The following is a 22,678-nucleotide window of genomic DNA, read 5'->3' as shown; positions in this document are numbered from 1 at the left end:
GATAGTACGAGAGCGTGATTTTGCGAAGAAATATTAATAAAAAAAGCGCCTTACGGCGCTTTAGATCAACAAACTTTATTATGCAGCAATGCCGCTGTGTCTAAGTAGTGCATCAACTTGTGGTTCGCGTCCACGGAACTTTTTAAATAGCTCCATTGGCTCTTCACTGCCACCTTTTTCTAAAATGTTCTTTAAGAAAGCTTCGCCCGTGGCTGGGTTAAAGATGCCTTCTTCTTCAAATTTAGAAAACGCATCTGCCGAAAGTACTTCAGCCCACTTGTAAGAGTAATAACCTGCGCTGTAACCGCCTGCAAAAATATGGCTAAAGCCATGCTGAAAGCGGTTAAATGCAGGCGCTTTAACAACGGCCGTTTTACTGCGCACATCATCAAGAGTTGCTTGAATGTTACATGGCTCACCCGCTTTGTAAGTATGGTGAATAGTAAAGTCAAACAGCGAGAACTCAAGCTGACGCAGCATTTGCATACCTGATTGAAAGTTCTTCGCAGCTAGGAGTTTATCTAATAACTCTTTTGGTAATGGCTCATCTGTTTCGTAATGGCCCGAAATAAAGCTCAGCGCTTCTTCTTCGTAGCACCAGTTTTCAAGGAACTGACTTGGTAACTCAACCGCATCCCATGCAACACCGTTAATACCTGCAACTGGCGCAGCATCAACTTGTGTCAACATATGGTGAATACCATGACCAAACTCATGGAATAAAGTAGTCACTTCGTTATGCGTAAACAAAGCAGGCTTATCACCCACAGCTTTATTAAAGTTACACACTAAGTACGCAACGGGGGTTTGTAATTCGCCGTTAGCACGTACTTTACGACCCATACAGTCATCCATCCACGCACCACCACGCTTGCGATCGCGAGCGTATAAATCTAAATAAAAACGACCACGTAAGGTATTGCTGCTATCGTAAATTTCGAAAAAACGTACATCAGGGTGATAAGTATCAAACTCTGTCACTTCTTTAACGCTAATACCAAATAAGCGATTTACTGTGGTGAATAAGCCACTTAAAACTTTATTAGCTGGGAAATATGGGCGCAGTACTTCATCAGAAATCGCGTACTTTTCTTGCTTAAGTTTTTCGCCGTAGTAAGCGTAGTCCCATGCAGCAAGTTCCGCCACACCGTGCTTGTCTTTTGCATAAGCTGTTAGCTCAGCAAGCTCTTGCTCAGCTTGCGGTTTAGACTTAGCCGCTAAATCTTCTAAAAATGAGAAAACTTGCTCAGGCGTTTCTGCCATTTTAGTTGCCAGTGACATGTCAGCGTAGCTGCTAAAGCCAAGTAACTCGGCAAGCTCATGACGCAGTGCAAGCTCTTCGCTCATAATGGCAGAGTTATCAAATTCACCGGCATTAGGGCCTTGATCAGAGGCACGGGTCACAAACGCAGTGTAAAACTCTTCACGTAACTCGCGGTTATCAGCATAAGTCATGATTGGTAAGTAAGATGGAAAATCTAACGTGAATACCCAGCCATCTAGCTCTTTGCTTTTAGCTGTATCTGCACCAAGGGCTAACGCAGACTCTGGTAAGCCAGCCAGTTCGCTTTCATCAGTAATATGCTTTTGCCAAGCGAGTGTGGCATCCATTACATTATTACCAAACTTAGAGGCCAGCTCAGATAAACGCGCACTGATTTCGCCATAACGCTTTTGTTGCTCAGGCTTTAAAGCAATACCAGATAGCTCAAAATCACGCAGTGCATTAGTAATGGTTTTTTGCTGGGCAATCGTTAGTGTTTTAAATTCGTCACTGTTGTGAAGCGCGTTGTAAGCATCATATAAACCTTGATGCTGACCAACAAACGTTGAATACTCAGATAACAACGGCAAACATTGCTCATAGGCTTCACGTAGCTCGTCGTTATTAACGACAGAATTCATATGTGATACCGGTGAAAATAAGCGTGATAACTTGTCATCAGCTTCTTCAAGCGGAAGCACCAAATCATTCCATGTGTATGATTTAGTTGCCAGTACCTCGTCAATTTTGGTACGACACTCAGCAATCGCCGCTTTTAATGCTGGCACTACGTGTGCTGGTTTAATTTTAGAAAACGGCGGAAGCCCTTCTAAACCAATGAGTGGGTTATTTTCTGCAATTGTCATTTTCGTTCTCAAATTTTATGCGAAGATGATTTTGAAGTTGGGGCGAATTGATGAAATACAAGGGGCTTAACCTTGGTCTTTATTATGCTATTATCAACTTATTACTAAATCGATTAATTAATAAAGAATTATCTATTTTTGAGGACAAACTATGGCTCAGCATTTTGATTACATTGCAATTGGTGGTGGTAGTGGCGGTATTGCCTCTGCAAACCGTGCAGCAATGCGTGGCGCAAAAGTCGCTCTTATTGAAGCAAAACACATGGGTGGCACCTGTGTAAACGTGGGTTGTGTTCCAAAGAAAGTAATGTGGCACGGCGCACAAATCGCTGAAGCAATTAACGCATATGCACCTGACTACGGCTTTGATGTTGAATTAAAAAGCTTCAGCTGGGCTAAATTAGTTGAAAGCCGCGAAGCGTATATTGGCCGTATTCACCAAGGTTACAACAAGTACTTATCTAGCAATGGTGTAACTGTAATCAATGGCTTTGCTAAGTTTGTTGATAACAAAACAGTTGAAGTAAACGGTGAGCTATACACGGCAGACCATATCCTTGTTGCTGTTGGTGGTCGCCCTACTATTCCTAACATCCCAGGCGCTGAGCTTGGTATTGATTCAAATGGCTTCTTTGAGCTAGACGCACAGCCTAAGCGTGTTGCTGTGGTTGGTGCAGGCTACATTGCCGTTGAAATCGCCGGTGTACTTCATAGCCTTGGTACAGAAACACACCTGTTTGTTCGTAAAAACAAACCACTACGTACTTTTGACCCATACATTGTTGATACGCTTGTCGATATTATGGCAAAAGAAGGCCCAACTCTTCACACTGAGTGCACACCAAAAGAAGTGGTTAAAGAAAGCGATGGTAGCTTAACAATTCACTTTGAAAATGGTCACAGCCAAAACGTTGATGAAGTTATTTGGGCAATTGGCCGTACACCTACAACTGACAAGATCAACCTTGCAGCGGCAGGTGTTGAAGTAACTGAAGGTGGTTACGTTAAAGTAGACGAATTCCAAAACACCACAGCTGAAAACGTATACGCAGTTGGCGATATCATCGAAAACGGTATTGAACTTACGCCAGTAGCCGTTAAAGCGGGTCGTACTCTATCAGAGCGTTTATTCAATAAAGAATTGCCTGATGATTTAAAAATGGATTACGAGCTAGTACCTACAGTGGTATTCAGCCATCCACCAATCGGCACAATTGGTTTAACAGAGCAGCAAGCGATTGATCAATACGGCAGCGATAACGTTAAAGTATATAAATCAAGCTTTGCAGCAATGTACACAGCAGTTACTCAGCACCGTCAAGCATGTAACATGATGCTAGTGTGTGCTGGCGAAGACGAAAAAGTTGTTGGCTTACACGGTATTGGCTTTACCGTTGATGAAATGATCCAAGGCTTTGCTGTTGCAATGAAGATGGGCGCAACCAAAGCAGACTTTGATGCTGTTGTGGCAATTCACCCAACTGGCTCTGAAGAGTTTGTAACAATGAGATAAACTAGCTTTGCGAGTTGCGAGTTGCGAGTTGCGAGTTGCGAGTTGCGAGTCAATTTTAAAACCTTGTGGTGCTGCCACAAGGTTTTTTTATGCTTAAAGCTGGCACAAACCTTGTAACTGTTAATAAAGTAACCAGTTATAGCAAGAATTTGTCCTTGTTTACTGTGTAATTAAGCAACTTTTACGCAGTACTCAAGGCATTTTTACAAGGAGGCACTGTGTCTAAGTCTGCAATTTTATATCGCATGGTGACCGATGAGCATATTTGCCCATTCGGTTTAAAATCAAAAGATTTATTAGAGCGTCATGGCTACGATGTTGATGATCGTCATTTAACCAGCCGTGAGCAAACTGACGAATTCAAACAGCAGCATGATGTAAAAACTACACCACAAACCTTTATCAATGATAAACGCATTGGTGGTTACGATGATTTGCGCGACTTTTTTAATCTGCCTGAGGCTGGCCAACAAGGCACCAGTTACACGCCTGTTTTAGCGATTTTTGCAATGGCCATGCTACTAAGCTGTGGTTTTACTTATGCCAGCGGTGAGACTTTATTTTCTATGCAGAACCTAATGCTGTTCGTTGCATTATCAATGGCGGTATTAGCGATACAAAAGCTGCAAGATTTATTCAGCTTTTCTAACTCATTTATTACCTATGACCTATTGGCCATGCGTGTCGTGCCCTACGCCTATGTTTATCCATTTATCGAGGCGTATGTAGCGATAGGTATGGTGGCTAAATTACCCGCCTTAGCTGTTGCACCCTTTTCATTATTTATTGGTGGTATAGGTGCGGTATCGGTTATTAAGGCTGTGTATATCGATAAACGAGAGCTGAAATGCGCCTGTGTTGGTGGCGACAGTAATGTGCCGCTCGGCTTTATCTCTCTGAGTGAAAACTTATTTATGATTGCCGCAGGTATATGGATGCTATTTAGCTAATACAAAAACGCGAGGGATTACCCTCGCGTTCATTTTCACTATTAGTGAGGGTTATTAAGCCGTACCACCCACAGTTAAGTTATCAATTTTAAGGCTAGGTTGGCCCACTCCAACAGGAACGCTTTGGCCATCTTTACCACACACGCCAACACCTTTATCAAGCGCTAAGTCATTACCTACCATCGAAATTTGCTGCATCACTTCTGGGCCATTGCCAATCAGTGTTGCACCTTTGATAGGTTGTGTGATTTTACCGTTTTCAATTAAGTAGGCTTCAGAGGCACTAAATACAAACTTACCTGACGTAATATCCACTTGGCCGCCACCAAAATTAGGCGCGAAGATACCTTTTTTTACCGAGCTGATAATATCGGCTTGGCTGTGCTCGCCACCTAGCATATAGGTGTTGGTCATACGTGGCATAGGTAAATGAGCGTAGGATTCGCGGCGCGCATTACCAGTAGGGTTAACACCCATCAAACGGGCATTTAGCTTATCTTGCATGTAGCCTTTTAGAATACCGTTTTCAATAAGCACGTTATACGCAGCTGGTGTCCCTTCGTCATCCACGTTCAATGAACCACGGCGATCAGCAATGGTGCCATCATCCACGACTGTACACAGCTCAGATGCCACCTTTTGACCTACTTTACCGCTAAACGCCGATGCGCCTTTACGGTTAAAGTCACCTTCTAGGCCATGGCCTACCGCTTCGTGTAGTAACACACCCGGCCAACCTGCACCTAGTACGACTTCCATGCTACCCGCAGGTGCATCGACTGCTTCTAGGTTTACTTTTGCTTGGCGAACAGCTTCTTCGGCGTATTCCATCCAACGCGGTTTGCCATCGACTAATTCTTTAAAATAGCCATAATCTAAACGCGCACCGCCCCCTGCACCACCGCGCTCACGGCGACCGTTTTTCTCAAGTAAGACAGAACAGTTTAAGCGAATAAGCGGGCGAATATCGGTGGCAAAGGTGCCATCACTTGCAGCAATTAATACTTCTTCATAAACCGCCGACATTGAACTGATCACTTGCTCAGCATCCGGTGCTAATTGACGAATATAGTTTTCAAGTTCGCGTAGCAGGCTTACTTTGTCATCGTTGCTCATGCTTTGAATTGGTTGATGCGGTGCATACTGCTCTTTAGCAGCAACATCACTGAATACTTGAATCGTTTTGTTTTCGCCTGCATTAGCAATGCTGCGCGCTGCCGTTGCTGCTTTGTTTAACGCTTCAAGGTTAATCGCATCTGAGTATGAAAAACCGGTTTTTTCACCGCTAACAGCACGCACACCCACACCACGCTCAACGTTGTATGAGCCTTCTTTCACTAAGCCATCTTCAAGCACCCAAGATTCGTGGTGGCTCGATTGAAAATACAGGTCGGCATAATCAACTTGATGTTGATGAATAAAAGCGAGCGTTTTTTCTAATTCTTCTCTCGTAAGTTGGCTGTCATGTAATAAATGCTGTTCAACCGTGTTCATAATAAATGCTCTCTAAATCGTTGCTGAGACTGCACAGGCATGTCTTGGCGAATTGTATTCAAGCGGTTTAAATCAAGCTCATGGCTGATAAACCCGGTACCAGAGGCAAGCTCACTGAGCGTTTCTCCCCATGGTGAAATAATAATGCTGTGACCATAAGTGTGGCGGCCATTTTCATGCTCGCCCCACTGTGCTGCGGCAACCACATAGCATTGAGTTTCGATTGCCCGCGCAGCTAATAAAATATGCCAATGAGCAGCACCGGTGAATGTGGTAAAGGCACTGGGCACTAAAATAAGCTCAGCCCCTTGGCGCTGCATGGCGGTGAATAAGCCACTAAAACGTAGATCATAACATACTGCTAAGCCAATTTTACCAAATGGCGAGTCGACCACCACAATATCATTGCCTGCTTGCGTCGCATCAGACTCTCGGTAACTGCGCGTAGTGTCGGCAACATCCACATCAAATAAGTGAATTTTATTGTACTGCGCAACCACATCGCCTTGGTTGTTAAATAAAAACGAGGCGGCTAAATACTTACCATTTTGCTGTGAAACAGGCAGGGTGCCAGCAGCTAACCAAATATCATGTTGCTTACATAAATCAGCAAGCTTCGCTTTATATGACTCACTTTGCAGACCTAATTCATAACTTGCTTGGCTTTGCTTACTAAAGATCAAAAAGCTTTCGGGTAAACACACTAGCAATGGCCGAGTTGCAGGAAGCGTTGATAATGTCTGTGCTAAAAAAGCGAGGTTTTGCTCAGCATTCATGCTTGAGCACATTTGCACAGCAACAACCTGTGGTGGAGGATTAGCCTTCATTGTTATCTAAACTCGCTGAAGATGCGGCATCTTTTAATTTTAGTTGCGTCGACGACTGCGGCTGACTTTGCGCGGCTTGCGGTAACGTCACTTCACGGCTCTTACGATCTACTTCTTCAACGACAGGATCGTTCATACTACCTGTTACTTTAAAGTTGATCTCTGAGATCACCCGCGCCGAATGAATCACTTTATCGATTGCCAGCGCTGCAAGACCACTTACCGGGTTTACCATCCATGCCACAATCACTGGAATACTCGACGTCACCTGCGGCGCAACCGCTAGGTCGTAATCAATTTCAAAGGTGTTTAAGTTTGTATGGCCTTTAATCGTTAGATCGGCAGGTACACCATCAAGCTTGGTATCTTGAGTGTAAGCTATGCCCTTTTCTAGCTGCATGGTGCCTTGCATACTGTTATAGAAAAAGCCTTTCGAGAATACATCTCTAAAATCGAGTTTCAGCTTACGCACTAACGAATCTAAACTCAGTAAAGAGAATACTCGCGCACCACCATCACTGATTTCAGCAAGGTGCCCTTCACCTAAACGCCAATCTAATTCACCAGCTAAACTTGGTACATCAAAGCTATAAGGTGCGCCTTGCCATGCAAGATCAAACTTAATATTGGCATCTGAATCTTTTACTGTGGTGGTGATATCAAACTCATCAAATAACTCGCCAATATCGTCACTTTGTAAGTTACCACTAAAGCGTGTTTGCCCATCAGCAAATTGTCCTTTACCACGTAATACGTGGTCACCTTTGTCGATGACCAGCTCAGTAAACAAGAGTTTATCGTTCTCCCCAACTAAGCTGCTTTTAATTTTATCAAGCTGATACTCAGCCACTTTACAATCTTCACAGTTAAACTCGATGGCTGGGACTCGGGTTAACCAGCTTAAATCTTCTGGTTCAGCGTCTTGCTCTGTTTGCTCTGTGGCTTCGTTAAAATTAATACGCAGGTAGTCTGTAAAAATTTGAATTGGTCTGCGCGTTTCACCGGTTGGAATAAGCGCGTCGGCACGTAATTCTTTGGCATTTAGCTTTAGCTCTAAATCTGATTGCTTTGGTGCTAAGCGAAATTCAAAATCATTAAAGTCGATATTGTGTAGTGCTAGTTTGTTAAATTTACCCGTTACGTTATTGAACGCAGGCATCACACTTGGCGCATCAGACTTAACTTTGGTAAGCGCAATAATTTGATCAATTAAGCCAAACCAAGGCACTATTTCGGTTTTTGGTAAATCGATAGATACCGCAAAACCTTCACGATTAAGCCCTAAATCTTGCGCACCTAAAATTAAATGGGCATTACTAAATTTCTTTTCACCGTTATCTAAGATCGCATTAAAGAATAACTGCTCATCAACATTAGCGGTGATCAAGTTAGAAATACGGTCGCCCTGTACCACTGCGGTTAATGGCCATTTCTGCTCTGCGCTTTTGTTATAAGGTGCAGGCAGCTTGCTGGTCACACCGATTAAATTACCACTCACATCAGCGCGGTAATTAAAGTCATTTGGTAAAAAGTTAAGCGACACATTAATATCAACATCACTTTGACCGCTTAAGTAACCGGCCAGTAAACCATGAGCTTGTTCAATTAAAGGCTCAGCTTCAAGGCCCAGCTTTACCTCAATTTCGGCGCGATAGGTGTCAGCCACATTTTCACTGTTGTAGTTTGCTGTGAGTGGCATGCCCATCCAATCTGCTTTGGCATTTTTTAAGTCGATTTTATCGTTATTAAACTTAACAATACCGGTCATATGGTTAAGCGTGATCCCTGGCTGTGCAAGGTAAACCGGAATATTAGCTAATTCAACTTCACCAATCGCATCAACATGACCCGAACGTAAATTAACCAACAACTCAATATCGGCCGTCGCTTCGCCTTGTGGTTGCACAACTTCAAAAACACTCGCCAAAGGTTTAGCAAGCGGAGTCGCCGTAAAGAACGGGTTAAGCTTGTCGCCATGAGCACGTTTATTAATGGCAACTTTTAGGATATCTGCATTCATTAAATCAGCAATACTGACATGAACACTCTCCCCTAGAGAGAGGTTAACCAGTTTGCCCGACTTGCTATAGATATCCATGCGTTCATTTTCGAAATGTAAAATGACGTTGGCATCTTCAACTTCTGGCCAGCTTGGTGAAAACTTATATTTAGCGTTTTCAACATTCGCTAACACTTCAAATTGACCTTGCTGCTCTTTAAACGGGAAACCTTTAAATGGCCCTGAAAACAGCACTTGAGCTTTATTGACTTCACCGCCCTTAATTGCGTCATTAAGGTAATTAACCAGCTTTTCGCTCATTACAGGTAACGGGAAATAATGCCCAGCGACTTTGGCATCAGGGGCATAGGCTTCAGCATATAAATCTAACCGCGGTTCATCGGTCAGGCTGAGCATCATCTCAGCAGCCACAGTCACTTCGTCGTTATCAAGCCAGATATTATCGCTACTAATGCGCCAGCCATCATCGTAATGGTGAAGGTCGAGCTCTACATTTAATTGATTGTAGGCAATATCTTGGCTAAAGCTGCCGTTCGTTAGCAGTTGATTGTTCTCGCCATATAGCTGAATTCGCCCAGCTGATTGATTAATTAAGCCATCAACACGAATCGCCTGACCGCCAGGAATGCCCTGCAGGGACAGCCAATTGATTTGTTCGCCCTGAAACCAAAGTTGCCAGTTATCCTGCTGACCCAACTCAAGATAGGCATCACTTAACTGACCATTGGGTTGACGGGCTAAAAACGGGGCAAGTACTTCAAAATTACTTAACTGCGATAACTTTGCCAGTAATGCAAAATCAAATTGCTTTAACCAAATTTGGCTTTTATCGCCAAGTTGAGCTTCAAACTGTAAGGTTGGCCATTGTTTTAAATCACTTTCAAAGGTGAGCCCGGTGCTTTTTAAGCGCCAGCCATTTTGCTTAGGAAATAAATGAAAACCACCTTCGCTTAAACTGATTTGGTGTGCTTCTTGGTTTTGTTGCCAATTGATAAAGCTCGGTAGCCACTGCACTTTTACATCGCTGATCAGGCCTTTTTCAAGACTAAACCAGGTTTGTAAATTGATGTCTGAAGTAAGCTGCTGCTTGTCGGTATTAATATATTGCGCCAGCCACTTAGATACATCAACGTTCGCTGCTTGCACATAGATATCGCCAGCCATGGTTTCAAGAGTCGAACCATTCAGCGCCATGCGGGCGTCAAAGCTACCAACAGAAATTCCCGGTAAGGCTAACGTGCCTGAGCCTTGATGTTGCTCAGGAGTATTTTGCCAGACAATGTTTTCGAGTATCAGCTTGCGCTCTTTACCATCATTGAGGGTAAAATTAAGGCTACTGTCTTGCACCGCAAAGTGACCAGTTTCACCAAGGAATAAGCCTTCGATTAGTTCTTTTTGCTCAAAGTTGCTGGTTTGCTGGTTATTCCCCAAATCAAGCATAGTGGGTAAATCAACATCAGCATGAAAACCATTGATCACAAAATAGTTCGATTTAAGCTGACGGGTTTTTACTGACTCCCATAAATTAACTTCAAGGCTCGCTTTATCAATGGTGAGTGCAATCGGTGAGGTTTGGTTATCTTCAAAAGAAATATCTTCGATGACTAAGGCTGGACCTTGGCCATGCCAACTGGCTGAGATTGAGCCAATCGCTAAATTTACATCAAAGCGTTCATACAAAAACGCTTCAATGTCATCTTTATAATCATTTGCGTATGGCAGTGAATACTTTACCACAGAGACAATAACGGCCAGCAGTACGAGAGTAATGGCAAATACTTGCCATAACTTACGTAAACAATAAAAGCAGACCGTTTTTGCCTTCATTACATCATTACCACATCAAACTGTTCTTGGTTATATAAACTCTCTGTTTGAATACTGACTTGCTTACCGATAAATAGTTCCAGCTCAGCAAGGTTGTGATACTCATCGTTGATCAATGCTTCGCTTACCGAAGGAGCTGCGTAAACCATAAACTTATCAGCTGCATAAGCACGGTTTACCCTAACGATTTCACGCAAGATTTCGTAGCAAACCGTTTCTACCGTTTTTTGCGAGCCGCGCCCTGAACACGCAGGACACACATCACAAAGAATGTGCTCTAAGCTTTCGCGGGTACGCTTGCGGGTCATCTCTACTAAGCCTAGTGCAGATAAGCCGTTTATGTTGGCTTTTGCACGATCTTTTGCAAGTGCAGACTCAAGTGAGTGCAAGACCCGGCGTTTGTGCTCATCACTAACCATATCGATAAAGTCGATGATAATGATGCCGCCTAAATTACGTAAACGTAGCTGACGAGCAATTGCTGAGGTCGCTTCGATATTAGTATTAAAAATGGTTTCTTCTAGGTTACGATGGCCAACAAACGCACCGGTATTTACATCAACGGTTGTCATCGCTTCGGTTTGGTCGATAATTAAATAACCACCCGATTTAAGCTCAACTTTACGATGCAGTGCTTTTTGGATCTCGGTTTCAACATCGAATAAATCGAAAATAGGTCGCTCACCTGGGTAGTATTCTAATGCTCCCGATAACAGCGGCACAAATTCTTCAGTAAACTCTTTAAGCTCTTGATAGGTTAGTTTTGAGTCAACACGAATACGCTCCATGTCTTCACCTACGTAGTCACGTAGAGTTCGAAACGCCAGTGTTAAGTCTTCATGCAAGATGCTTTCTTTACTGGTTTTTTTGCGCTTAGTGACGATTTTTTGCCACAGTTTTTTTAAGAATTCCGCATCGTGACGTAGCTCAGCTTCCGACGCCCCTTCTGCTGCGGTACGAACAATAAAGCTGCCGTCATCATCACCATATTCGGCAACAATTTTCTTTAAACGCGAACGTTCTTCTTCGGTTTCAATGCGCTGGCTTACACCTACGTGTGTTGCATCTGGCATAAACACTAAATAACGAGAAGGAATAGTGATATCGGTTGTTAAGCGCGCGCCCTTGGTTCCTAGCGGGTCTTTAACCACTTGCACCATGATATGTTGGCCTTGGCGCACAAGCTCACGAATATCTTGTACTTTTTTGATTGGCTGCTCATCAACGCCTTCTACAATTGAGGCACTGTTTACAATGTCTGATGCATGTAAAAAGGCGGCTTTCTCTAAGCCAATATCGACAAACGCAGCCTGCATACCCGGTAATACACGGCTGATTTTACCTAAGTAAATATTGCCCACAATCCCAAGGTTGCCAATACGCTCTAGTTGGATTTCTTGCAGTACGCCATTTTCGATAAGCGCAACGCGACTTTCGCTCGGTGTAACGTTGATCAGTAATTCGGTGCTCATGTTACCCTCTTAAAAATTCGTTTAATAACTGCTCTGTCTCATATAAAGGTAAGCCGACAACCGCAAAATAGCTACCCGAAAGGTGACTAACAAAGCGGCCACCTAAGCCTTGAATGCCATAACCACCGGCTTTATCTTGCGGCTCACCACTATGCCAATAAGCATCAATTTCAGCATCGCTGAGCGGTTTAAATGTAACATCGGTGACAACAAGGCAGCTTTTTACTTGCTCACTATCAGCAATTGCCACAGCCGTCATCACTTGATGGGTACGGCCAGATAAGCGCTTCATGGTAGCGGTAAAATCAGCTTGGTCTAGCGGCTTACCAAGTGCGGTATCATCAATGACAACCACGGTATCGCTGCCAAGTACTGGGCGGTCAGTGTAACCCATAGCAACGCCCGATTGCGCCTTGAGTCTGGCAAGACGCTCTACATAGTCGCGCGGGGCTTCGTTTGGGAATTGGCTTTCATCTGCATCAACGCTAAATTGAGAAAACTCAACGCCAAGTTGGCTGAGCAACTCTTTTCGGCGCGGTGATGCAGACGCCAAATAAATTGCGGTTTGCATTATCTAATCCTGAAATGACGGCGATATTTACGCAAAATTAAGAATATCCACCACCAACAAAGCATGCCGGTTAGTACTGGCCACATATAATGCGGGCTAAAATAAACGCCCATTAAAAAGTGGTTAAGCCAAAATTGCATGAGGTGGTAAAGCGTTAAAAACAAAGCAATTAAAATGCTTTGCTGCCATAAAGAAAAGTTTCTAATTTTTTGGAAATTACTAGCTGTGATAAATATACACACCGAGTAAGTCAGTGAGTTCACACCAAGTGGCGAGCCTGATGCAAGGTCTATTAATAAACCAACCACCCAAGCTGTGCCAATATTTAAACGGTGTGGCACCGCTAACGACCAATACATTAATACCATTAACACCCAGTCTGGGCGGTATGGTTCAAACGAAATTGGTAACGGCATTAATGCCATTACCAATGCAAAGAAGATACTGATAGCAATCAGCAAAAAGTGACGACTATTCATTGCTGATGCTCTCCTGCTGATTACGCCACAGCACAACCAATAAGCGAATACGGTCAAGTTGCGCAATTGGCTCAGCATAAACCTGCGCAAAAGGACGCCCTTCATCACGGTTAATTTCGGTCACCACTGCAACCGGATATCCCTCTGGGAAAGTGCCACCAAGGCCTGAAGTAACTAAGATATCGCCAATGCGAACATCAAGGCTATGCGGTACATGCGAAAGTTTTACCACGTTGATTTTGCCAATCCCCTCAACCACGGTACGCACATCGTTACGTAAAATACGCACAGGTGTGGCATGGGTTGTATCGGTCATCAGTAGTACGCGCGAGGTAGTTGAACCCACTTGAGTGATTTGCCCCACTACCCCCATTTCGTCAATCACAGCTTGGCCTTCGCTTAAGCCATCCGTTGTACCACGGTTAATAACCACTTGGTGGCTATACGGGTTTGAATGAACAGAGAGAACTTGTGCAATAATCTTACGGTTTGATTGCTTAGCCGATGAACCGAGTAAAGCGCGTAACTTATCGTTTTCACGAGATAAAAATGACAGTTGTTGTAGTTGTTCGCTTTGTAGTAACTGCTTCTTTTTAAGTGCTTCGTTTTCGGTTAAAAGCTGTTCGCGGGTATGAAGGTTCTTTGCGCCAATACTAAATAACTCATAGGGCAAGTTGGCAAGGTAAATGAGTGGGCTAACTAAAGTGTTTAGGCTGGTGCGGATTGTTGTACCACCTTGAGTGTAGCGATCGCCTACTATCAGCACGACACTCAAAAGCACTGCGACAAAAAGTCGCAGTTGCAAAGAGATGGTACGACCAAAAAGTAACTTCATTAGTCGTAGCTAAATACGTCACCACCGTGCATATCAATCATTTCTAGTGCCTTACCGCCGCCACGTGCAACACAGGTTAATGGATCATCAGCAACCACAACTGGAATACCGGTTTCTTCCATTAATAAACGGTCTAGGTCTTTTAATAATGCACCACCACCGGTTAATACCATACCGTGAGCAGAGATATCAGACGCAAGCTCTGGTGGAGATTGCTCTAATGCAACCATTACCGCGCTCACAATACCCATTAATGGTTCTTGCAGTGCTTCTAAGATTTCGTGTGAGTTAAGCGTGAATGAACGCGGTACACCTTCAGCAAGGTTACGACCACGTACTTCAATTTCAATTGGCTCGTCTGTTTTGAAAGCAGAACCAATTTGGTGCTTAATGTTTTCAGCTGTCGCTTCACCAATTAAGCTACCGAAGTTACGACGTACATAGTTGATGATAGCCTCATCAAATTTGTCACCACCAATGCGTACAGATGAAGAGTAAACCACACCATTTAATGAAATAATGGCAACTTCAGTTGTACCACCACCGATATCAACAACCATTGAACCGGTTGCTTCAGATACTGGTAGGCCTGCACCGATTGCCGCAGCCATTGGCTCTTCGATTAAATATACTTCACGAGCACCAGCACCCATAGCAGACTCACGAATAGCACGTTTTTCTACTTGCGTTGCACCACAAGGCACACAAATAAGAACACGTGGGCTTGGGCGCATAAAGTTGTTGTTATGCACTTGCTTGATGAAGTGTTGCAGCATTTTTTCAGTAACGTAGAAATCAGCAATAACGCCGTCTTTCATTGGACGAATTGCTTTAATGTTACCCGGAGTACGACCTAACATTTGCTTAGCTTCGGTACCTACAGATGCTACGCTCTTAGGGCCACCAGCACGCTCTTGACGAATAGCAACAACTGAAGGTTCGTTTAATACGATACCTTCTTCTTTTACATAAATTAGGGTATTGGCTGTACCCAAGTCGATCGATAGATCGTTTGAAAAAATACCACGGAGTTTTTTAAACATGAGGCTGGATGACCTTTGAAAATTCGTTCTTATACTAGCTGCTCTCACTCTATCATGCTAATCATGAAAAAGCGCAACTGCTTTAATTAAAATGCTAAAAAAGGAAGCATCCATTGCTTCCTTTTTAAATTCTTATCGTTCGCGTACTAAACGGAAACCGATATAGTTTGCACGAAAATCTGGCGCTAGGATTAAGCGCGTTGATACGCGTGCTAGGCTAGGAGCAAAATTCCATGCACCGCCTCGAACAGCCACATCAGACTGTCCTGACTTTTTGTTTGTCCATTCCCACACATTACCTACTGTATCGTATAGGCCAAATGCGTTAGGAGAAAACGACCCTGTTGGTGCAGCGCTCTTGTTTGACCATTCGCTACCACACCAGCCACAGTTCGCTAAATTTTTACCAATTTCGTTACCCCAAGGGTATTCAGTTTCTTTACCTGCACGTGCAGCGTATTCCCACTCAACCTCATTTGGTAAACGAAACAGCTGGCCTGTTTGACCCGATAACCAATCAGCATACGCTTTGGCATCGTTGTAAGTTAAACAAACCGCCGGAAAATCACTTTCTTGATCAAAGCCTGGGTTGCGCCAGTTTAAGGTTGCTTCCCACACTGGTTCGCCATTTAAGTAATACGCACAGCCGCGATCTTTTTCTGCTTCTGTTTTATAGCCGGTATTCGCAACGAATTGCTCATACTCACCAACGCTTACTTCTTTGCTTTGCATTGCAAATGAGTTAGCAATGGTTTTTTCTACCACTGGGCGCTCATTCGCTAACCCATTGCCGTTAATGTCACCCATCTTAAATTTACCAGCGGGAATAACTACAATGCTGGCAGAACTGGTTTTATTAACAATACTTGCAACAGGTGTTGTTACAGGTTGTTCTGGTGCCGCAGTCACTTCAGCAACAACAGGCTCTGGCACTTTAACTAGGTTTGCATTAATGGTTTGTGCTTTACGCAGATCAATTCGCGCTTTATAGCTTTTGTAGCCACGTTTGCGAATTTCAATATCATGAAAACCTTTTGGTAATGATGTCGTTAACCTAGTTGCACCATAGCTAACACCATCAATAAACACTTCGTCGTCATAAACATTTGAACGCAGTGTTAATTCAACCATTTTAGATTTTTTTAGATCAGGTAATGGTTCAACCTTTATTGGCTTTTTTACAGAATAATCACTTACTGGTTGCTCACTCATACGTGAAACCGATACCACCTGCCCATTATCCTGAGAGTCACTGAATGTTAACTGACTATCTGAATAGGTAGTGCCGTAGCTTGGCTGAAAGTTACCAGCCAGTGGCGTGCCATAGTCAGCACAAAAACGATTATCTAAGTTAAGTAAGCTACATAAACGGCTGCTGTTTACATCACCGCGCATCGTCACACTTAGGTTAACGTTGTAGTTACCTTGACCACTGAACGCGCTGTTCACGACATGGCTACTTAAAATCTTAACTTGTGCACCAGCAAGGTTACGTTTTGGCTCAACTAAACGTTCTTCAGTTAAGTTAGCAAAAATCTGGTCTACAAAACGTTTAGTGGCTTTTTGTAAGCCCATTTGTTGGCCACGTTGTTCACAGGCAGCAAGTGTTTCGGTGCGCTTACAGTTAATCGTGTGATTAACCTCTAATGTGCCTTCACGCGTGAATTCATTACGTAAACGCTCAACACGTGCCGTTGCTAACTGCTCTTTTAAACTTTCTAAGGTGTTTAACTGGGTGTGCTTTGATACACGAATTTGCTCAATGTCTTTTCTATGTGAAGCAATTGCCGCCAATTGCATCGAAATATCATCTTTGTTTTGTTTGTGATCAACCACAGCTTTTTGATAGCGCGACTGCGCATTGCTGATATCAAGAGTTGGGTCATCAATAAGTCGGCGGTACATCTCGTTCATTGCATCTAGCGCTTGGTTTTTTTCTTTATCTAGCTCAGTTGAGCGGGCGCGCAATAATTCGAGTTGTTTTTGTAACTGACTTTCTTCTTTTAGGTGTTTTTCGAGGATTAAGGTCGAGTTATCGTATTCGGCTTGTTTTTTACTGATCTCTGATTCAATGCCAGTTACCGTAGCAGTATCTTGTGCAAATGCACTAGTTGCTAGCAAACTAACTGAAATTAACAGAGATAAAGGAGCAATTCGCATATATTCCATTCCCAAAAAGCGGCAATTATTTGGTCATTATTATTTTTTATAATTAAACTCTTATGCTATGTACTTGCAAGGCAAAACACAAGCTTTGTTCAATTATTATCTGAGTTTACATCTATTACCTTAGTTGATGCCAGTAAATAACAAAATCATTTGAGTTTAATTGACTAATTTCTATCTGTAAGACGATTTTGCTACAATAAGACGTGTTTTTTTACGAAAATTAATGCCGTGAATAGTTCTTTTGAATCACCAGTACAAACAATTCATCACCCCTTATTAACTGCACGTAAAATTCAGTTGAGCATCAAGCGAGATGATCTTATTCATCCGCAAATTAGTGGCAACAAATGGCGTAAGCTAAAGTTTAACTTAGATGTTATGCAGCAACAGGGTAAATCTGAGCTACTCACTTTTGGTGGCGCGTTTTCAAATCATATTCATGCCACGGCAACTGCAGGTAAACTATTTGGCTTTAAAACCCACGGTATTATTCGCGGCCCTGAGCTAGACGAAGCAAATCCAACACTCAACTACGCAAAGCAATGCGGTATGAGCTTACACCCAGTAAATCGAATTACTTACCGCTTAAGGCACGACCAAACGTATTTAGCACAGTTACAAGCGCAGTTTCCGAATGCCTACATATTGCCAGAAGGCGGCACTAACACAGCCGCACTTTTAGGCTGTAAAGAATTAGCGCAAAGCCTACCAAGCTCTGATGTGATTGTTTGCCCAACTGGTAGTGGCGGCACACTGGCAGGTTTAATCGAAGGTGCACCACAACACACAAAGCTGTTAGGTGTCGCAGTACTGAAGCAAGCGCACTACTTAATTGATGAGATAAAGCAGCTAAGTAATAAAGCAAATCAGCAACAAAACTGGCAGCTGCTTTGCGACTTTCATGATGGTGGTTACGGAAAGTTTAGCGATGACTTGTGGCAATTTTGCCAAACCTTTAGTGAGCAACACGCAATCCCGCTTGAACCAATCTACAGCGGCAAAATGCTCTATGCCGTTTGGCAATTAATAGAGCAAGGTTACTTTAGTGAAGGAACGCATATCATTGCAGTTCATACTGGTGGGCTACAAGGGTTAGATGGCCTCAAGTACCGTGGCCTCATTAACTAACTATAGGGCGTAATATCCGCCAGCTTTTGTAATGGCTCGGCAAAGTAAAAACCTTGAGCAGCAATGACACCTAGGTTTTTTAAGGTCGCAAGTTCGTTCTGTGTTTCTACTCCAACCGCATAAACAGGAAAGTTTAACTCAGTACCTTTAGTAATTATTTGCTTAACCATTTTTTGCTGTTGGGTGTTGGTGTCAATATTGTGGATCAGCTCAAAAGCCAACTTAATACAGCATACGTTTTTGATGCCTTTATACGTTGCCAAGTGCTCTGCAGTACGCACATTATCAATAACAATGCCTGCAGAAAGTTTTTCTAAACATTCAAACTGTGCACTGAGCTTTTTATGCTGTTTTAAATAATCATCTTCGCTTAGTTCAAATTGCAGTTTATCTGCGCTATTAAACCCTTCCATTTGCTGTTTAAACCACAGCCAAAACTCGTCATTAAACCAGTTCATTGCGTGTAAGTTTATACTCACCGTTAATGAGCCCGTTTCGTTCAGCAGCATTTTCTTCACTTGAGAAATCACAGTTTGGTCCAATAACAAGACATCTTTTTTACTGCTCATGTGAGGAATAAAATGCCGAGCTGCAAGCAAGCCTAAACTCTTGTGGCGAATACGGATCAACGCCTCATGCTGTAAAATATCACCTGTTTGTAAGTCGAACAAAGGCTGAAAAAACAACATGAAATGTTTTTTCTTTATGTACTCAAATAGGTGTTCTTTACTATCAGCGAGCATGCTTGACTGCGTATGACCAAAGGGTAAGCGATGAATATGCTGCCAAGCGCTTTGTTTCGCCAGTGCTAATGCTGATTTAGTAAGCTGATAAACCACTGCCTGATCAGCCCCTGCGCGGTAATTACACACACCAATTTTTATATCAGCGCGAGATAAGTCACTACGATAATTTAAACAAGCTTGATAAATAACCTGATGTAATCGCTTAGTGTATTTATCAACTTCGGTGGCAGGCACACTGTTTAGGGTCACAGCAATACCACCCGATGGCAATAATTTAACAGAGCGATTTACAAGTTCACCAAACCCTTTTGCTATAACTAACTTAAAGTAATTATCAACGTCGAGGTTAGCAGGGAAAGGGTTCTTCCAAAAGAATAGCGCAAACAAATGGTTATAGTTTGTTGGTACACCATACAAAATATTTAAATCCTGATGACCTAAAGGTTTAGGTGGTGCAACTTTCTTGGCTGTAACCTGGGTGTTTAATTGTTCAAATGGTTTGCTCAGCGGTTTTTCTGCTATTGCTAATTGCTTGAACATTTTTTTCCACCAGCGGAAACCCCAGTACCCAGTGCCAAGCAATATTAAATTTAGGAAAATAAATAAGTGACTTTCGACCAACCAAGAAGGCCAATGAAATAAACGTAAGTTAACCGTTTTATAGCTAAACACCTCTTGCTCTAAGTCGATAAAGTTTGCAAAGTTATGTGGTACATCACTGGCACTCATTGCAAAACCTTGGCTTTTAACTAAGGTAGCAATAATATCTTGCGAGGCAATCGGGTCGAGGTTTAACTCATACACTTGCTTGGCAAGCTCAGTACCGGTGCGATGAACTTTGTCGTGCAACACATCACTTAAGAAAATATTAAAAACAACTAATAGCAAAAAAGCGGCCGCCACATAGATGGCCACCGGTTGCTTTATTTGTGAAGCTAAGTCTCGTTTCATTTCACAGGTTAGTTGCTTAAACATATACAAAGTGTTGTTCAAGAACCCTATAAATACAAGGCTGCAGGGCGATTTAAAGCAATATCAGAAATATCCTAGAACCAGCGCTGTCAAAAGTTTTGTAATTTTAAACACCTAGCAAAAACAGTTAATGAGAATTATTTTGTAACTGGCAAACTGCTACTTAAAGAGTAGTAAGAAAGTTTGCAGTGCTGAAGCTTCCTCAAAATCAACGCAGTTACTAATCAACTTTAAACACATTTAGGGCATCGGATGTTTTTTGCTGTGCATTTTCTAAATCTGTAATTAACTTCTCAAGTAACGCTAACTCGTTTTGAACATCATGCATGTTTGAAGTGATATTTTCGCTTGCTTTGCTCGCTTCTTCAGCAAGCTGACTTTGCGATTCAATTGCATCGGATACCGTATTTGTTTGGCTACTCACATCAGCAATATTCGCTGTTAACGTATCTATATTCGATAACGCTTGTTCACTATTATCACTGACCATTTGCGTTGAGTCAGAGGTATTTTCCATATACACCTGCAACTGCTGAACCTGCTGTTTTATATCATCAAGTACTGAAGATATTTCAGATGTAGAGTCTTGGCTACGTGTAGCTAAACCACGAACCTCATCGGCTACAACAGCAAAGCCACGGCCTTGCTCCCCTGCCCGAGCAGCTTCTATTGCCGCATTCAATGCAAGTAAATTAGTTTGCTCTGCAATGCTCGAAATCGTATCGAGTACAGATTGAATACTGCTTGTTTTAGCACTTAGGGCATCTGATTGTTCATGGGCTTGCTGTATTAACTCTGACAACGAGCTAATACTTGCTTTATTCCTACCAATAATTTGTTTAGTACTTGCAGATAGATCATTCGCCTTTATGGTGTTTTTTGAGCTTTCTTCTGCAGATACTGCTATTTGCTCTATCTGGCTATATAGCCTAGTGAAGTTGTCATGCAATGTTGCGGTCGTTGAATTAATATTTTCAACACGCTCAGATAGCTCTTTAGCAAATGTGATTAATGACCGAACACTGGATTCACTGGTGTTATTAGCTTGCTGAACTTGCCTAATTAAATCGGTAAGCGCATCGACGAGCTCATCAACGCTTCTGGAGATTGCACCAATTTCATCACTCGAATTATCGTTAATTCTCACCGCTAAATCATGGCTGGTAGCGATAGTGCTAATCACATTTCTAACCCTAGTTACTTTTCTCGCCAGCGACTTAATAACGAATAACCCAAAAGCAAAGAACAAACCTATAAGAATAATGGCAAAGCCACTCGTGACATAAACAGTAGTATTTGCACTACTACGACTTTGCTCAATCAGCGACTCTAAAGCTTGCTGCTTATTTAGAATATGCTTACGGACCTTACCTATTAACTCAGTGGACTGAGCAAACCAATCTGCTGGTGTTGGATAGCTTAAAGATAGCTCACCACTTTCTTGATTAAGCTTTTCAACAATGCTTTTTACATCTTGATAAGTTTGTGAGTTGGTCAATTCTGCTAGCCATTTTTTATCAGCATCACCTGTAAGTGTTAAAGAAAGCAAAAACAAGGTCTCTTCAATATTGTGAAAATAGCTACTGACTAAGACTTGATTACTCTCAGAAATCGATTTTGAAGATAAGACACCATTCACTTTACCTCGCACTTGCCCAAGCCTTTCCTTCAATAAAGACATTTCGACTATTGCAAGACCAGAAGCGATTGCCTCACTTTGCTTGACCTGTGAGACTCGCCTGTTGGCAACATCGAGCATAAACTTGTTTGAATCAGAATAGACCACAAACGCTTGTTTACCTTGCTTCTTGTCGACACTTTCTCTCAGCTCAGTGATTTTCTTATGTTTTGCTAATACCGCATTGAATAGTGTTGATGAAACCTTATGCTGCTGAGTGTAACGGGCAAATTTATCAAATGCTTTGTCGACCACTACACGCTGCTGTGCAACACGCTCTTTATTTTGACTATAGCCAGAGCCAATTAGGCCCGCAGTTAAGCCTCGTTCAACAGCCGTTTCGTGAGCTATCTCATCAATCATTAAAGCTTCACGTATATATACGGCATCTTTCTCAACTGTGCTTTTTCTAACAAGCGACTCATTGATCACAGTATAAGACGCTGCAAACATCACAACCAAAGCAAAAGCGATAACCGCTGCAAGCGCCTGTTGAAAACTTATCTTCCTTAAAAGTTGCATAGTTAATAATAAAGTTGTGGAATTAAGGTTCTATAAACTTAGACCAGGTTTTGAATATAGCCAATTCGGCTAACCAACTTGCTTTTAGATTAAGCATTAACTTTCGCACATAAAAAAGCCCCGCTAATGCAGGGCTTCTTAAAAACTAATTACACAGTTTTGTCTTTGTCTAGAACGGTTATCTAAGACAAAATACACAAATTCAGGGTCAGTACAGTAACAAAACTCTTTATTAGCGATGGATTTATCCAAGTGACCCATTATGCTTTTAAACATTAACAATCAATAATGTAGATTAACTT

The 22,678-nt window shown here is 42.5% G+C and carries 15 protein-coding genes; 3 read left to right on the top strand and 12 right to left on the bottom strand.

Features of this window, described 5'->3' with window-relative positions; all coding sequences use genetic code 11:
* Window positions 1–78: 78 nt before the first annotated feature.
* Window positions 79–2,130, bottom strand: coding sequence for an oligopeptidase A (gene prlC, locus AN213_RS04020; protein WP_055197573.1), 2,052 nt, complete (start codon window positions 2,128–2,130; stop codon window positions 79–81).
* Window positions 2,131–2,281: 151 nt separating this feature from the next.
* Between prlC and gorA the strand changes: the two genes are divergently transcribed.
* Entirely contained in the window at window positions 2,282–3,643 is a 1,362-nt protein-coding gene (gene gorA / locus AN213_RS04015) for a glutathione-disulfide reductase (RefSeq protein ID WP_054563362.1), read from the top strand.
* A gap of 218 nt (window positions 3,644–3,861) precedes the next feature.
* Window positions 3,862–4,593 carry a glutaredoxin family protein gene (locus tag AN213_RS04010; protein WP_054563361.1) on the top strand — a complete coding sequence of 244 codons (732 nt, stop codon included), beginning with the start codon at window positions 3,862–3,864 and terminating at the stop codon, window positions 4,591–4,593.
* Window positions 4,594–4,647: 54 nt separating this feature from the next.
* Here the strand turns inward: AN213_RS04010 and tldD are convergent, their stop codons facing one another.
* From tldD to AN213_RS03965, 9 genes are all read right to left on the bottom strand, one after another.
* The gene (tldD, locus tag AN213_RS04005) at window positions 4,648–6,087 is read right to left on the bottom strand and encodes a metalloprotease TldD (RefSeq protein WP_055197571.1); all 1,440 of its coding nucleotides are present in this window, start codon (window positions 6,085–6,087) and stop codon (window positions 4,648–4,650) included.
* Window positions 6,084–6,914 (bottom strand): carbon-nitrogen hydrolase family protein, encoded by an 831-nt coding sequence (locus AN213_RS04000; protein ID WP_055197569.1) that lies wholly within the window; start codon window positions 6,912–6,914, stop codon window positions 6,084–6,086. Before AN213_RS04000 ends, tldD begins: the two co-directional genes overlap by 4 nt.
* Complete coding sequence (locus AN213_RS03995) at window positions 6,904–10,761, bottom strand: YhdP family protein (protein WP_055197566.1); 3,858 nt, start codon at window positions 10,759–10,761, stop codon at window positions 6,904–6,906. The genes AN213_RS04000 and AN213_RS03995 overlap by 11 nt, the downstream gene beginning before the upstream one ends.
* Entirely contained in the window at window positions 10,761–12,233 is a 1,473-nt protein-coding gene (gene rng, locus AN213_RS03990; protein WP_054563357.1) for a ribonuclease G, read from the bottom strand. The genes AN213_RS03995 and rng overlap by 1 nt, the downstream gene beginning before the upstream one ends.
* Window position 12,234: 1 nt before the next feature.
* Window positions 12,235–12,804, bottom strand: a complete 570-nt coding sequence (locus AN213_RS03985; RefSeq protein WP_054563356.1) for a nucleoside triphosphate pyrophosphatase — start codon at window positions 12,802–12,804, stop codon at window positions 12,235–12,237.
* On the bottom strand, window positions 12,804–13,283 hold the full coding sequence (gene mreD / locus AN213_RS03980) for a rod shape-determining protein MreD (protein WP_054563355.1): 480 nt from the start codon (window positions 13,281–13,283) through the stop codon (window positions 12,804–12,806). The genes AN213_RS03985 and mreD overlap by 1 nt, the downstream gene beginning before the upstream one ends.
* Window positions 13,276–14,118 carry a rod shape-determining protein MreC gene (mreC, locus tag AN213_RS03975; protein WP_054563354.1) on the bottom strand — a complete coding sequence of 281 codons (843 nt, stop codon included), beginning with the start codon at window positions 14,116–14,118 and terminating at the stop codon, window positions 13,276–13,278. The genes mreD and mreC overlap by 8 nt, the downstream gene beginning before the upstream one ends.
* Window positions 14,118–15,161 (bottom strand): rod shape-determining protein, encoded by a 1,044-nt coding sequence (locus tag AN213_RS03970; protein ID WP_054552787.1) that lies wholly within the window; start codon window positions 15,159–15,161, stop codon window positions 14,118–14,120. The genes mreC and AN213_RS03970 overlap by 1 nt, the downstream gene beginning before the upstream one ends.
* 132 nt (window positions 15,162–15,293) lie before the next feature.
* Entirely contained in the window at window positions 15,294–17,321 is a 2,028-nt protein-coding gene (locus AN213_RS03965; RefSeq protein WP_055197564.1) for a formylglycine-generating enzyme family protein, read from the bottom strand.
* A 237-nt stretch (window positions 17,322–17,558) separates the two neighbouring features.
* On the opposite strand from AN213_RS03965, the gene AN213_RS03960 reads away from it, so the two are divergent.
* Window positions 17,559–18,458, top strand: a complete 900-nt coding sequence (locus AN213_RS03960; protein ID WP_055197561.1) for a 1-aminocyclopropane-1-carboxylate deaminase/D-cysteine desulfhydrase — start codon at window positions 17,559–17,561, stop codon at window positions 18,456–18,458.
* Here the strand turns inward: AN213_RS03960 and AN213_RS03955 are convergent.
* Window positions 18,455–20,155 carry an EAL domain-containing protein gene (locus tag AN213_RS03955; RefSeq protein ID WP_236702884.1) on the bottom strand — a complete coding sequence of 567 codons (1,701 nt, stop codon included), beginning with the start codon at window positions 20,153–20,155 and terminating at the stop codon, window positions 18,455–18,457. The two genes, AN213_RS03960 and AN213_RS03955, sit on opposite strands and share 4 nt — an antisense overlap.
* Window positions 20,156–20,396: 241 nt before the next feature.
* Window positions 20,397–22,376, bottom strand: a complete 1,980-nt coding sequence (locus AN213_RS03950) for a methyl-accepting chemotaxis protein (RefSeq protein ID WP_055197557.1) — start codon at window positions 22,374–22,376, stop codon at window positions 20,397–20,399.
* Window positions 22,377–22,678: the final 302 nt, after the last annotated feature.

This window comes from Pseudoalteromonas sp. P1-8, assembly GCF_001399985.1.
Classification (GTDB): domain Bacteria; phylum Pseudomonadota; class Gammaproteobacteria; order Enterobacterales; family Alteromonadaceae; genus Pseudoalteromonas.
This window is presented reverse-complemented; position numbering and strand designations above follow the sequence as displayed.

What these genes read in the sequence shown, in the direction of transcription:
- AN213_RS03970 (WP_054552787.1), bottom strand. Translation starts at nt 15,161, where the DNA reads ATGTTTAAAAAACTCCGTGGTATTTTTTCAAACGATCTATCGATCGAC.
- mreC (WP_054563354.1), bottom strand. Translation starts at nt 14,118, where the DNA reads ATGAAGTTACTTTTTGGTCGTACCATCTCTTTGCAACTGCGACTTTTT.
- AN213_RS03985 (WP_054563356.1), bottom strand. Translation starts at nt 12,804, where the DNA reads ATGCAAACCGCAATTTATTTGGCGTCTGCATCACCGCGCCGAAAAGAG.
- rng (WP_054563357.1), bottom strand. Translation starts at nt 12,233, where the DNA reads ATGAGCACCGAATTACTGATCAACGTTACACCGAGCGAAAGTCGCGTT.
- AN213_RS03995 (WP_055197566.1), bottom strand. Translation starts at nt 10,761, where the DNA reads ATGAAGGCAAAAACGGTCTGCTTTTATTGTTTACGTAAGTTATGGCAA.
- mreD (WP_054563355.1), bottom strand. Translation starts at nt 13,283, where the DNA reads ATGAATAGTCGTCACTTTTTGCTGATTGCTATCAGTATCTTCTTTGCA.
- AN213_RS03955 (WP_236702884.1), bottom strand. Translation starts at nt 20,155, where the DNA reads ATGAAACGAGACTTAGCTTCACAAATAAAGCAACCGGTGGCCATCTAT.
- tldD (WP_055197571.1), bottom strand. Translation starts at nt 6,087, where the DNA reads ATGAACACGGTTGAACAGCATTTATTACATGACAGCCAACTTACGAGA.
- prlC (WP_055197573.1), bottom strand. Translation starts at nt 2,130, where the DNA reads ATGACAATTGCAGAAAATAACCCACTCATTGGTTTAGAAGGGCTTCCG.
- AN213_RS03965 (WP_055197564.1), bottom strand. Translation starts at nt 17,321, where the DNA reads ATGCGAATTGCTCCTTTATCTCTGTTAATTTCAGTTAGTTTGCTAGCA.
- gorA (WP_054563362.1), top strand. Translation starts at nt 2,282, where the DNA reads ATGGCTCAGCATTTTGATTACATTGCAATTGGTGGTGGTAGTGGCGGT.
- AN213_RS03950 (WP_055197557.1), bottom strand. Translation starts at nt 22,376, where the DNA reads ATGCAACTTTTAAGGAAGATAAGTTTTCAACAGGCGCTTGCAGCGGTT.
- AN213_RS04000 (WP_055197569.1), bottom strand. Translation starts at nt 6,914, where the DNA reads ATGAAGGCTAATCCTCCACCACAGGTTGTTGCTGTGCAAATGTGCTCA.